At 60.0% G+C, this 12917-nt stretch carries 9 protein-coding genes and 1 tRNA gene; 1 reads left to right on the top strand and 9 read right to left on the bottom strand.

Annotated features, from left to right (window positions below; genetic code table 11):
- Positions 1–220 precede the first annotated feature (220 nt).
- Positions 221–2320: a methionine--tRNA ligase gene (metG, locus tag RIKMI_RS0105980; protein ID WP_027290858.1), complete on the top strand. Its 2100-nt coding sequence runs from the start codon at positions 221–223 to the stop codon at positions 2318–2320.
- Here metG and RIKMI_RS0105975 read toward each other — a convergent pair.
- The 9 genes from RIKMI_RS0105975 to RIKMI_RS0105935 form a co-directional block, all read right to left on the bottom strand.
- Entirely contained in the window at positions 2218–2829 is a 612-nt protein-coding gene (locus RIKMI_RS0105975; protein WP_027290857.1) for a CvpA family protein, read from the bottom strand. The two genes, metG and RIKMI_RS0105975, sit on opposite strands and share 103 nt — an antisense overlap.
- 140 nt (positions 2830–2969) lie before the next feature.
- Positions 2970–3917, bottom strand: a complete 948-nt coding sequence (locus tag RIKMI_RS14290) for a LysO family transporter (RefSeq protein ID WP_051214383.1) — start codon at positions 3915–3917, stop codon at positions 2970–2972.
- A 64-nt stretch (positions 3918–3981) separates the two neighbouring features.
- Positions 3982–4053: transfer RNA gene (locus tag RIKMI_RS0105965), tRNA-Arg, on the bottom strand.
- Between the two features lie 273 nt (positions 4054–4326).
- Entirely contained in the window at positions 4327–5409 is a 1083-nt protein-coding gene (locus RIKMI_RS0105960; protein WP_037291594.1) for an Mrp/NBP35 family ATP-binding protein, read from the bottom strand.
- A 118-nt stretch (positions 5410–5527) separates the two neighbouring features.
- The gene (ispG, locus tag RIKMI_RS0105955) at positions 5528–7336 is read right to left on the bottom strand and encodes a (E)-4-hydroxy-3-methylbut-2-enyl-diphosphate synthase (RefSeq protein ID WP_037291592.1); all 1809 of its coding nucleotides are present in this window, start codon (positions 7334–7336) and stop codon (positions 5528–5530) included.
- Positions 7337–7448: 112 nt separating this feature from the next.
- Positions 7449–9821, bottom strand: coding sequence for a TonB-dependent receptor (locus RIKMI_RS13210; RefSeq protein WP_051214382.1), 2373 nt, complete (start codon positions 9819–9821; stop codon positions 7449–7451).
- A 186-nt stretch (positions 9822–10007) separates the two neighbouring features.
- Complete coding sequence (locus tag RIKMI_RS0105945) at positions 10008–10964, bottom strand: tetratricopeptide repeat protein (protein ID WP_027290853.1); 957 nt, start codon at positions 10962–10964, stop codon at positions 10008–10010.
- A 129-nt stretch (positions 10965–11093) separates the two neighbouring features.
- Complete coding sequence (locus RIKMI_RS0105940; protein WP_370447796.1) at positions 11094–11543, bottom strand: nucleoside deaminase; 450 nt, start codon at positions 11541–11543, stop codon at positions 11094–11096.
- 405 nt (positions 11544–11948) lie between these two features.
- Positions 11949–12914: a sensor histidine kinase gene (locus RIKMI_RS0105935; RefSeq protein ID WP_027290851.1), complete on the bottom strand. Its 966-nt coding sequence runs from the start codon at positions 12912–12914 to the stop codon at positions 11949–11951.
- Between the last annotated feature and the right edge of the window lie 3 nt (positions 12915–12917).

Here is a 12917-nt window from a genome sequence, read left to right as displayed (position 1 = left end):
AACCTATTCGGTGATCATCTCCCCCTATCGGCTCCGCGCCGGACGGCACGAGGCGGTGCAAACCCCAGCAAAAGACCCGAAGGGGTCGGCGCGAGCCGAAAAACGCCGATGAAAATTAATGGTATATCAAAGTATATAATCGGGTTCGGCGGTATCCGGTTGCACCGAACCGTAAAACGGGGAAAAGCGTTATCTTTGTACCCTTAAGAAAAAGCTAACGATGAAACAACCGAAACGATACCTCGTCACCTCCGCATTGCCCTATGCCAACGGCCCCGTGCATATCGGCCACCTGGCCGGCGTTTACGTGCCTTCTGACATATACGTGCGTTACCTGCGCGGCCGCGGCGCGGACGTGCTTTCGATCTGCGGGTCGGACGAACACGGCGTGCCCATCACCATCAAAGCCAAAAAAGAGGGTGTGACTCCGCAGGACGTGGTGGACAAGTACCACGGCATTATCAAAGACGCTTTCGAGCGTTTCGGGATCAGTTTCGACATCTATTCCCGCACCAGTTCCGAGATGCACGCCCGGACCGCATCGGACTTTTTCCGCAAGCTCTACGAACAGGGCGATTTCATCGAGCAGACCACCGAACAATACTACGACCCCGAAGCGCGGCAGTTTCTCGCCGACCGATACATCACCGGCACCTGCCCGAAATGCCACAGCGAAGGGGCCTACGGCGACCAGTGCGAGAAGTGCGGATCGACCCTTTCGCCGACCGAGCTGATCGACCCGAAATCCGCGATCACGGGAGCCACCCCCGTGCTGAAAGAGACCAGACACTGGTTTCTGCCGCTGGATCGTTACGAGACGTTCCTGCGCGAGTGGATACTCCGGGAGCACGGGCCGGAAAACGGCGGCACGCACGAGGTGTGGAAATCCAACGTGTACGGCCAGTGCAAAAGCTGGCTCGACGGCGGATTGCTGCCGCGGGCGGTGAGCCGCGACCTTGACTGGGGGATTCCCGTGCCGGTGGAGGGAGCCGAAGGGAAAGTGCTCTACGTGTGGTTCGACGCCCCGATCGGCTATATCTCGGCGACTAAGGAACTTTTCGCAGGGAAAGGCGATCCCGAGGGGTGGCGCCCCTACTGGCAGGACGGCGACACCAAACTGGTGCACTTCATCGGCAAGGACAACATCGTGTTCCACTGCATCGTCTTCCCGTCGATGCTCAAGGCCCACGGCGGCTTCATCCTGCCCGAAAACGTTCCGGCCAACGAGTTCCTGAACCTCGAAAACGACAAGATTTCAACTTCGCGCAACTGGGCCGTGTGGCTGCACGAATACCTGGACGAGTTCCCGGGCAAGGAAGACGTATTGCGTTACGTGCTGTGCGCCAATGCCCCCGAAACCAAAGACAACGATTTCACGTGGCGCGATTTCCAGGCGCGGAACAACAACGAGCTGGTAGCCATTTTCGGGAATTTCGTGAACCGGGCGCTGGTGCTGACCCACAAATATTTCGAAGGGCGCGTTCCCGCCATCGCCGGAGCCGGGCTGACCGATTACGACCGCGAAATCCTCGAAGAGATACCGCGCATCAAAGCGGCTATCGAGCAGAATATCGAGAATTACCGTTTCCGCGAGGCGTTGAAAGAGATGATGAACCTCGCGCGGTTAGGGAACAAATACCTGGCTGATACCGAGCCGTGGAAGACGGTCAAGACCGACGAAAGCCGCGTGGCGACCATTCTGAACGTTTCGTTGCAGATCACGGTGTCGCTGGCGATCGCGTGCGAACCGTTCCTGCCTTTCACCGCCGTGAAACTCCGCGGGATGCTGCGGCTGCCGCAGACCGGGATGCAATGGGACAATATCGGCTGCATGACGCTGCTGGAGCCGGGACATGAGCTGGGACAGGCGGAGCTGCTGTTCGAAAAGATCGAAGACAGTACAGTCGAAGCGCAGCTCAAAAAACTGGAGGATACCAAAGCGGCCAATGCCGCGGCGAATGCCACGGCGGCTCCGGCCAAAGAGAATACGGTGCAGTTCGACGATTTCGCGGCCATGGACATCCGCGTTTCGCGCGTAGTGGCGGCCGAACCGGTGCCGAAGACCAAAAAGCTGCTGAAACTGACGGTCGATACGGGGATCGACACCCGGACGATTGTGTCGGGTATCGCGGAATACTTCACCCCGGAACAGATGGTCGGCAAACGGGTGCTGGTGTTGGCGAATCTCGCTCCGCGCACGCTCAAGGGGATCGAATCTCAGGGCATGATCCTGATGGCCGAGTCGCCCGCGGGCAAACTGTCGGTCGTCGCTCCGGAGGGCGAAGAGGCGGACGCCCCGGCCGGTTCGGTGGTCGGATAGCGGTCGCCGATTTCGTCCGCGACGGCTTTCGTTCCGCTGACGATATAGGGGAAGACGAACCCTCCCACCCCTTTCAGGATTTCATAACTGCGGGCCTCTTTCAGCGTTTTGCCGAGGGAGGCCCTGTTTTTGTCGGAGAGCCACGGCAGGGCCGCTTCCAGCGCGACCAGCGCCAGTCCCAGCAACAGCACTCCTTTCGCTACGGCGAACACGGCGCCCAGCAGCCGCAGCGGGCCGGCCAGCCCTCCCGCTTTCAGCAAACGGGTAACCAGTTGGCACAGGAGGATAACGCAGACGAGCACGCCGAGCAGCACGATCACGAACAGCGCTTCGGAGGGCATCTCTTCCAAGTCGAGCCAGCGTCCGATGGCGTGTGAGAAACGGTAAGCCACCCATGTCCCGGCGACGATTCCCACGATGCCGCTGAGCTGGACGAGTATTCCGCTGCGCCAGCCGCTCCAGAGGCACAGTACCAGCACGAGGCCCGCCAGTATGTCGATGATGTTCATAGTAGGGCAAAGATAGCGTTTTGACGATAAGCCGGAACCGGCCGGGGTGAATATCGCATTAGGTTCCGGGGTAGCGGCGGCGTCCCTGAGGGGTTAGGGCGGCCCGGATAAGGACAGCGACTGTCTGTGCCGGCTCCGGATCAGGATGCCAGCCCTGCGAAAAACGGCACCATGAAAGGTACCGACAGGTCGGCGATCACTCCCTGCAATACCGCCAGGGCCAGGTACTGCGGCCCGCAGTAACGGATAATGCCCGGCAGCGAGACGTCCATCGTGGTCGCCCCGCCGGAGCAGATCGGGCCGAGGGGCGAAAACCGTTTGGCCATCCATGCCGCTCCCACTACGGTCAGCATTTCGCGCGTAATGTTGGCCAGCAGGCCGATCGTGCCGATCTCGGGGCCGCGCAGTTCGGCCAGCAGTACGCCGGAGAGCGAGTAGTAGCCTTGTCCGGAACCCACGGCCATGGCATCGGACCAGAGCATCGGTCTGCCTCCGGCCAGTTGCAGGAGGCCCCATACGAGGGAAACGCCGGCCCACGAGCCGAGCAGGGTCGCCAACGGTACGAGCAGGCTCCGTCCCGGCTGGCGCACGACGCTCCGCAGGGTGGCGGTGTCGCTCCCGATGGTGATGCCTACGGCCAGCATCAGCAGGTATAAGGCCCACAGCGCGAGGGGCCAGGAGGCGGTCCAGCGGGCGGCGGGGGTGCAGATGCCCAGGACGATGCCGAGAGCGAATGTGCCGACGATAACGAGGCTGAACCGTGCCCCGCCGGAGGACGTTTCTCCGGTGGCGGCTCCGGGTTCCGGGGTTTTCGGCGCGACTTTCCGGAAGCTGTACCGCCATAGGACTTTGGCGGCCAGCAGTACGCCGCCGACGGCGCCTGCGCCCAGCAGTAAGGCGGTCAGTCCGATAGAGGCGAAATGGCGGAGTACGAGGTCGTTTCCTCCGACTTCGGCGCCGAGCAGGATCATCAGTATCAGAATGGCGCCGGTAACGGCTTTCCCGGCTACGCGCCGGGGATGCGGCAGCCGTCGGGTCAGCCATCCGGCCGCTACGCCGAGGCACATCGCGGCAAAAATCTTCAACATGGTCGTAAAGGATAAAAAATCCCGCTCTCCGGTATCGGAAAGCGGGAAATACTATGTCGATGCGTGACCCCGACGGGATTCGAACCCATATCGTCAGAACCGGAATCTGAAATTCTATCCATTGAACTACGGAGCCGTCCTCATAACAGACCTTCCGGCCCGTTATCGGATGCAAATATACGTTTTTTCTTTTAATCTCACCCCTTCTGCCAATAAAAACCGTTCGTTTATTCGGTGCTTGGCATTTGGAGAGGATCGTTCTCTCTTTGAAAAGAAAGAAGCGAAGAAAAACGGTGTATGTCTTTTCAGCTGTTCCGTAGTCTTCTTTGTATTCTGAACGCTCTTGTGTTATAATAACCGAGGAATAACCAATATTTACGACTTTGTTCCGCCGCGGAACCTCGTCCGGTCAAAGTTTTCCGACCAGCGCCCGCGCCACGGTACGGAACGCTTCGCCGGTCAGCGAATCGCGCGCGGCGATCGGCTTTCCGGTATCCCCGCCCTCGGCGATCGCCTGCACCAGCGGGATAGAGCCTAACAACGGCACCCCCTGTTCCGTCGCCAGGGCGGCGACACGCCCCCCCTCGTCCGCCGGGCCGAAAATGAAATACCTGTTGTCCGGCAGCTCCGCCGGCGTGAACCAGGCCATATTTTCCACGATACCCCGGATCGGCACGTTCACATGTTCGTTGCGGAACATCGCGATACCCCGCACCACGTCCAGCAGAGCCACCTCCTGGGGCGTGCTGACGATCACCGCTCCCGACAGTTTCAGCTCGCTCACGATCGTCAGGTGCAGGTCTCCCGTTCCCGGAGGCAGGTCGATCAGCAGGAAATCCAGTTCCCCCCACGCCGTCTGGTGCAGCAATTGGCGCAGCGCGTTGGTCGCCATCGGCCCCCGCCAGACCAGCGCGTCGCTGCCGGAGATGAAGAAACCGATCGACATCACTTTCACTCCGTAAGCCTCGGCCGGAACGATATATTCCAGGTCGGAACCGTCTTCGGCGATCTCCGCGACCGGTTTGTAGTCCTCCACGCCGAACATTTTGGGCATCGACGGCCCGTAAATGTCCGCATCCAGCACGCCGACCTTGTAGCCTTCGGCGGCCAGGGCCACCGCCAGGTTCGCCGTTACGGTGCTTTTTCCGACGCCGCCTTTGCCCGAAGCTACGGCGATCACCTGTCCGATCTCGTTCAGCCGGCTTTTCTCGCGCATCGTCTGCTGTTTGGCCGCTTTCGAATCGGGCGGCAGCGGCTCCGCCACCACGATGACCGGCGGAACGCCTGTCGCTTCCCGGAGGACGGCCTCGGCCGCCCGCCGGACGGAACCGGCCATCGGGTCGCGCGGTTTGGTCAGCTTCATCGTAAAACGCACGGCGCCCGTATCCGCGTCAATCGTCAGGTTTTCCACCATGCCCAGCGACACGATATCTTTGTCCTGCTCCGGGTGCTTCACTCCTTTGAGCAACTCCAGTATTTCGTCTTTCGTCATTTTTATTACGGTATTTCTATGGATATTCGGGCCGCCGCCACCGGGCGGGGCCGCTTTGCGGCCCGGCGGCAGGCCAGGCGACTCGCCGAGTCGCCTGGCCTGCCGCCCGGCATAAAAATCACCCCGACGTTCCCCGAATCAACTGCTCCAGCCGTTCCAGCGCCCCTTCCTGCGGGATATTCCGTTCCACCACCTCTTTGCCTTTGTAGAGCGTTACCAGACCGTTGCCGGAACCCACGTAGCCGAAATCGGCGTCGGCCATCTCGCCAGGCCCGTTCACGATGCAGCCCATCACGGCGATCTTCAGACCCGGATAATGGCCGAACCGCTCTTTGACCGCACGCGCTGCCTCCTGCAATTCGAACAACGTCCGGCCGCAGCCCGGACAGGAGATGATCTCGGTCCTGGATATACGCGCCCGAGCCGCCTGAAGAATCGAAAACGAAAGCGACGTCAGGTCGAATTCCGGCGTCGCGTCCCGTTCCGTCCGTACCGGCTTTCCCTGCGCGTCTTCGTCGTATATCGTTTCGAACACCTCATTGACGATCCATATCCCGTCCCCGAAACCGTCGATCAGCAGGGCGCCGAAATCCGCCGCCGCATGGAGCTGCAACCGTTCCAGCGACTTCTCGCCGTAGCAGCGGCTGACGACGACCGGGTTCGCGACGCCGTGCCGCATCAGTTGTACGAAACAGGCCCGGATTTCGCCGACCCAGTGGACGTTCTCGGATACCAGCACCAGAATCCGTTCGGGATGCTTTTCGAGCCATTCCAGGAACTCATATGTCAGGTGTTCCAGCGTACAGGCGATCCATCCCTTTTCCCGATCGGCCCCCCGCATGGCCTGTCCCGGCGTGGTCAGTGGAAAGTCTTCCGGGGCGAAGTCGGCGCCGGCTGCCCGGTCGCCGACGACCACGGGCGGCATACCGCCGCCGATCGTCTTTCCGCGGTGCTGTACGGCCGTCGTTGCGCGGCGGGAGTAGTTGTAAGGGTCGTAAGGCAGCGGATCGTCGTCCACCGGAATGTAATTGTGCACCTCCCGCCCTTTGAAGTAGTCGGCGAGTATCCGTGCCGGGGCGATTTCGTTTTCGGGCGCTTCGGTCAGCGACACGCGGATCGTGTCCCCGATGCCGTCGGCCAGCAAGGCGCCGATTCCCACCGCCGAACGTATCCGGCCGTCTTCGCCCTCTCCCGCTTCGGTCACGCCCAGGTGCAGCGGGTAGCGCATCCCCTCTTCGTCCATCCGCACGACCAGTTTGCGGTAGGCTTCGACCATGACCCGAGTGTTGCTCGATTTCATCGAGATCACCACCCGGTCGTAACCCTCGGCCCGGCAGACGCGCAGAAACTCCATGGCCGACTCGACCATGCCGTCCGTCGTGTCGCCGTAGCGGGACATGATCCGGTCGGAGAGCGAACCGTGATTCACGCCGATGCGGATCACGGTGTTGTAGTATTTGCAGACCTCGATCAGCGCGGTCAGCTGCACGCGCAGCCGCTCCAGTTCGGCGGCATACTCTTCGTCCGTATATTCGAGGTGTTTGAAAGTGGCCCGCCGGTCGATGAAATTGCCCGGATTGATCCGCACTTTGCTGACATATTGCGCTGCGATCAGCGCGACCTGCGGATTGAAATGGATGTCGGCCACCAGGGGTACGTAACATTCCTGCTCTTCGATCCGCCGCCGGATGGTGAGCAGCCGTTCGGCTTCGGTCCGTCCCGGAGCGGTCAGGCGCACCATTTCGGCCCCGGCTGCCGCGAGCCGCATCACCTGCCGGGCCGAGGCTTCGACGTCGGCCGTGTTGGTAGTGGTCATCGATTGTACCACCACCGGCGCGTCTCCGCCCAATACCAGATGGCTGCCGATCCGGATCGGGTCGCTCTGCCGGCGGGTGTAGCTGAACAGGTTGGGACAGTATCGTTTCATGGCACGTTTTGGCAAACGGAAGTTATCCTGACAAATTTAAGAAAAGTTTGCGGAACGTGCCGCAGCCGTTCCGGTCTTCCGCGTTTCCGGCCGAAACGACATACCCTGACGGTCAAAAGGCAAAGACCAGATTGGCCCCGCAGGTGAACGGCTTGCCCCGCTGGACAAACGAATTGCCGAACGATTCGAAATAAAACGCTCCGTAATCCTTATTCAGGATATTGCGGGCCCACAATTCCAGTCTGACGAACTCGTGCCGGAACGACACTTTGCCGTTCAGCAGTCCGTAAAACGGCTGCCGGACGTCGTTCGCCTCCGTCCAGTAGATACGCCCCGCCCCTGTATATTGGGCGGCGAAAGTCATCTGGTTCACCCACCGGCCCGGCAGGTTCAGCGTGTAGGCCGCCCCCGCCGAAAAGGTGTGCTGCGGCACGTAAGGAATGAACTTGCCCCGGTAATCGACCGCTGTGCCGTCCGAATCGGTACCGCCGTCGTAATCGCGGAACGTAGCGTGCGTGAAACCGTAATTGAAATCGATGCTCAGGCCCAGCGCCGGCCGCAGCCCCAGCGACACTTCGACCCCGTAACTGCGGCCGCTGCCCGCGTTGGTCAGGATACGACCGCTGCCGCCGTTCACGAATTGCGTCAGCTGCACGTCCCGGATATCCATCATGAACAGGGCCAGTTCGACATTCAACCGTCCGTCCCGGAAAGTGCCGCGCGTGCCCAGCTCGTAATTCCAGGTCTGCTCCGGCTTATAGGCCAGCGCATTGCGGATATTCCCCTCGCCGTCGGCTTTCGCGGCCTCCGCCGCTCCGGAACGGCCTCCGCCGCCCGACGAACCCATCGACGGCCGCGAGGCTTTCAGACTGTCCTGCATCACCTCCGAGAACATCTGGATATTGTACCCGCCCGCCTTGTAGCCTTTGGCCACGGTGAAATAGGTCATGATCTGCGGCGTACATTCGTATTTGATCGAAACCTTAGGCAGATATTGCAGGAAATCCTGGTCGTCCTGGCCGACGAGCGTTTTGCTGATCGGCATTTCGATACCTGCCGGCGGCAGCATCGGGATACCGCCCGGTTTGTTAGTCGCCAGCAGGTCCATCGCCATCGAAGTGTTGTACTTCAGGTATTGCTTTTCGTAATCGAGCCGCAGGCCGAGGGTCACCGACAGACCGTCGGTCAGCAGGTTATTGAAGGTCGATTGGTGGAAAACCGCCGCCCCGACCGTCGGTGTACGGTAGGTTCCGGGGTTGGGGATCTCGTCGTTCCGGATAGTCAGCGCCAGCGGCATCTGGATCTGGTCGAAAACCGGCTGGAGGATATTCCGTATCCCGTCCTGCTTGAACAGCACGTCGCCGTCCGTAGTCAGGTGGTTGTAGAACCCGAACGCGCCGACCGACCACTGGTAATTCTGCTCTTTCACCGACCGGACGGCGATCTCCTGGTTGATCGAATGCTGCCGCTGCCGCTGGTTGATGGTGAAAATGCTCTCCCGCGTGAAGTCCTGGTCCATCCACATATCGTCGTCGAGCCACTGGTATCCGGTGTTGGAGGTGAGCAGGATCTTGTCCGTGCGGTATTCGAAACGCAGCGAGTTATTGCTCATCCGGCGCAGGTAGTTGCCCCGGTCGTTATAGTCCACCGGCGCGATCTTGCCGGTCTCTTTGTCGTATAAACCGTAAGCGAAAGCCCCCTGGTCGGTGAAATCGAAACTGGAAGCGAGCATCGCTTTCAGGCGGGGATTGATCTTCCACTCCAGTTTGAGCCGCCCGCCGGCCGACTGCCCCTCGTCCACTTTCTTGCCCGTAAATTCGTTCGTGAAATAGCCGCCTTCGCGTTCGTAGTAGGCTCCTACGCTCAGCCCCACTTTGTCGCCGAACTTGGCGAGTTTCGATATTTTGACGTTCCAGCGGCCGTAGTTGCCTCCGCCGACCGAAAGTTTGTGTCCCTGGTATTCGAACGGCGAGAGGGTATAGACGTTGATGATCCCCCCCATGGCGTTCCGTCCGTAGAGCGTCCCCTGAGGCCCGCGCAGCACTTCGATCCGCTGGATGTCCATGAATTCGAAGTCGAAAGTGGATTTGTCCATGTAAGGGATGTTGTCCACGTACATGGCCACGCTCTGTCCGCTGCTGCGTGCCCCGACGCCGCGCAGATAGACGGGAGTGGTCATTTTCGATCCGTAGTCGGGGATGAAGAGGTTCGGCACGAAAGCGCTGAGGTCTTTGACCGATTCGATCTGCCGGTTATTGATTTTGGAGGGGGTAACGAGCGATACGGCTTCGGGCACGCTCCACAGGTCGTTGGTCTCTTTCGACGAGGAGCGGATCACTACTTCGTCGGTTTCGAGGGTACGGATCGAGTCCGCTCCGCTCTCTTCGCCCGCAGGTACGGGCAGGGGCAGCGTTTTGCCGTGGCCGGCGGCGAAAGCCCCTGCCGCAACAGCGGCGGCGCATGCGGCCGTAAAGAATCGTTTCATGGGGGTGGCGGTTGGTTACGGATGCAAAGAAAAAGCATCGGGGCGGGGCGGACAATCGCTACATATAGTGATTTGCGTCCGGCTGTCATATGCCGCCCGGGATAACCGGACAAAAGCGCGAAATACGAAAAGGGCAAGGCCCTCGCGGAGAGGACCTTGCCCGCATAACGATCGCGCTGTACGCGCTTAGGCCGCCGTCACGCTCGTCAGCAGCTCTTTCGCGGCCGCCACGTTGCTCCCGGCGGTCACTTTGCGCAACCATTCGGCGGCTTTGGCATTGTTGCCTTTGTTCTGATAAGCCACCCCTATGAGGAAAGCCACGTCGCTTTTCTTGGCATCGTCGGTCTGGGCCGCGTAAGCATCGGCTCCTTTGGCTACCACCACGTCGTATTTTTTCAGGTTGTTGGCGGTCTGGATCAGCAGCAGGTTGGCGTCGGCATTTTCCGGCACGGCAGCCACGTAAGTCTGCACTTTTTCGATGTCGCCCGCCTGTGCCGCTTCGGAGGCGGCCACGAGCATATAGTTGTCCATGTCGGCTTTCGCATCGGTCGCCTGTTTCGCGTATTTGCTGTTTTCAGTTCCGGCGGCGATCACCTGCTTGTAAAGTTCCATCGCCTGTTCCAACTGCCCCATCTCAGCGTAGGATTTGGCTGTGAAATAGGCCAGCTGGATATTTTCCGGGTCTTGTTTCAACCCTTTCTGGAAACTTTCGAGCGCTTTGGTGTAATCTTTGGCGTTGAAGCTGGTGATCCCGATGGACATGTAAATGTTCGACACGAAACGTCCGGCCTGGCGGGTGGTCATCACGTCGCCCTGCAGATCCGCCAGATTCTCGGCTTTCTCGAATGCGGCGATGGCTTCGTCCAGCTTCTGGGCGCGAACCGATTCGACGCCTTTTTGCAGGTAAAGTTTCGGCAGCAGTTTCTGGGCTTCGGACGTAATGTCCACGGCATCGGCTCCCACGGCCTGCCCCATTTTGATTACCTCTTCGACTACCGGAATCGCTTCGACCAGTTTTTTGTTGTTGATCAATTCGCCGGCCTCTTTCATCTTCAGGCCTACCTCTTCTTTGGTTTGCGCCGAGGCGCCGAGCACTGTCAAGGCTGCGGCAAGGGCCACTCCCCACAATTTAACTTGCTTCATTTTCTGTACGGTATGTTTAGGTTAATATTCGGCAAATGCCCGTCCCGAACGGAACGACGATTACAAATTGAATGATTTTTTCGGAGATTTCAAAATTTCCGGCGGGTTTTCGGCAAGGCTCTTCCGATTTCATCTTCCGGCATTCCTCAACGCTGCGAAAAAGTCTGTCATCAGGGCGGAGCATTCCGGTTCCGACACGCCGGACACGACGACGGTTTTGGGGTGCAGCAGTTTGTCGGAAACGACGGTATATCCGCGTTTGGGGTCGGAGGCGCCGTAAACCAGCGTGCCGAGCTGCGCCCAGCGCAGGGCGGCGGCGCACATGGGGCAGGGTTCGACGGTCACGTACAGGGTACAGCGGTCGAGGTATTTGCCGCCCAGCGCGGATGCGGCGGAGGTCAGTGCCTGCATCTCGGCATGGGCGGTGACATCGCCGAGGGTCTCGGTCAGGTTATGGGCACGGGCGAGGGTACGGCCTCCGGCGACCACGACGGCGCCGATGGGTACTTCGCCGCACTGCGCGGCGGCACGGGCTTCAGCCAGGGCCAACCGCATATATCGTTCATGTATTTCCGACATAGTCATTCGTTCTATTCGGCACGTTGCAGGTTCGAGGGGGCCGTTTGCCCGGTTCGCAAAGAGCGAACGGTCTGCTCCGAACCCAATGTGCGGCATGGGCGGGCGGTCAGGGTATACGTTTACCCCGATTTTATACGGAAATATCCCTTTATGGGATTTCCGGCCTTCGATGCTTCGGCGCACGCTTTGCCCGCGACCGGGCCGGTTAATCCGGTAAACCGGAACAAATCTGATAGGGGTATTCCCGATTATATAAATTGGTTTTTGTCGATACTTTCTCGGCTCGCGCCGGATTCTCCGGGTCTTTTGCCCGGGGTTGCCGTACTCGATTCATCCGGCGCCGCAGGGCCGTTCGGGAAGATCCCTACACGGCTGGGGGGCAAACCGTATATACTTAACCGACGGTTATTTGGAATTGATGCGGATGAATACGCGGGTTCCGCCGCCGTTCGGCCGGCTGTCGATCCGCAGCTCCCCCCGGATCGAACTGATCCGCGAAGCGATATTCGACAGTCCCATGCCTTCCGCTTCCGCCTCCGTATCGAACCCTTTTCCGTCGTCCTCCACACGTACCGTTATCCATTCCCGTTCCATGTCCATGCCGATCGTCAGCGTCTCCGCCTCCGCATGTTTCAGCGCGTTGTTGATCAGTTCGCACACCACCCGGTAAAGGATCACCTCCTTGTCCGGATTGAACCGCACTTCCCGCAGGCTGCCCGGGTTGAACGCGATCCGCGTGGCCGGGCACATCGGCCGGAGCTTGTGGACGAACGTATGCAGCGCGCGCGCAACCCCGAAATTGTTCAGCACATGCGGACTCAGGTTGTTCGAAATCTCCGTCAGGCTTTTGACCGCCTCGTTGATGACATACTCCGTGTTCGCCAGAATCTCCTTCTGCGTATCGTTCAGGCTCTGCGTCGAAAGCGCCGAGACGCTCATCCGCACCGACGACAGGAGCGGACCCAGGCCGTCGTGCAGCTCTTTCGAGATGATCTGCCGCTGGTTCTCCTCCGCCCGGATCACCGCGCTCAGCACCCGTTTTTCGCTGTTGCGCCGCTGTTCCTCCCGCAGGGCGATGTAATTCAGGATTTTCTTGATCATGAAAACCCCCACCGCGAAACACAGCGACGTGGCCACCCCCACCCAGACATAGTACTCCGGCTCCATCACGATCATGTTCGTCCGTCCCTCGGTACGTTCCGAAAGCGCCTGCGCGAACTCGTTGAAACGCATCGCGCACATCAGCACCAGCGCGATCGTGATCAGGATCCACGACGAATTGAACTTGGTCGTGCGCGTCAGGCGCACGGCCACCCCTGCCGCGAAGATTTGCAGCACGATCGAAATGACGAGCAGGATGAGAAGTACCATAAT

Source organism: Rikenella microfusus DSM 15922, assembly GCF_000427365.1.
Classification (GTDB): domain Bacteria; phylum Bacteroidota; class Bacteroidia; order Bacteroidales; family Rikenellaceae; genus Rikenella; species Rikenella microfusus.
The sequence above is the reverse complement of the archived record's forward strand: the minus strand, read 5'-3'. Positions and strand labels throughout refer to the sequence as shown.

What these genes read in the sequence shown, in the direction of transcription:
- RIKMI_RS0105940 (WP_370447796.1), bottom strand. Translation starts at nt 11,543, where the DNA reads ATGTCGGAAATACATGAACGATATATGCGGTTGGCCCTGGCTGAAGCC.
- metG (WP_027290858.1), top strand. Translation starts at nt 221, where the DNA reads ATGAAACAACCGAAACGATACCTCGTCACCTCCGCATTGCCCTATGCC.
- RIKMI_RS13210 (WP_051214382.1), bottom strand. Translation starts at nt 9,821, where the DNA reads ATGAAACGATTCTTTACGGCCGCATGCGCCGCCGCTGTTGCGGCAGGG.
- RIKMI_RS0105960 (WP_037291594.1), bottom strand. Translation starts at nt 5,409, where the DNA reads ATGACGAAAGACGAAATACTGGAGTTGCTCAAAGGAGTGAAGCACCCG.
- RIKMI_RS0105975 (WP_027290857.1), bottom strand. Translation starts at nt 2,829, where the DNA reads ATGAACATCATCGACATACTGGCGGGCCTCGTGCTGGTACTGTGCCTC.
- ispG (WP_037291592.1), bottom strand. Translation starts at nt 7,336, where the DNA reads ATGAAACGATACTGTCCCAACCTGTTCAGCTACACCCGCCGGCAGAGC.
- RIKMI_RS0105945 (WP_027290853.1), bottom strand. Translation starts at nt 10,964, where the DNA reads ATGAAGCAAGTTAAATTGTGGGGAGTGGCCCTTGCCGCAGCCTTGACA.
- RIKMI_RS0105935 (WP_027290851.1), bottom strand. Translation starts at nt 12,914, where the DNA reads ATGGTACTTCTCATCCTGCTCGTCATTTCGATCGTGCTGCAAATCTTC.
- RIKMI_RS14290 (WP_051214383.1), bottom strand. Translation starts at nt 3,917, where the DNA reads ATGTTGAAGATTTTTGCCGCGATGTGCCTCGGCGTAGCGGCCGGATGG.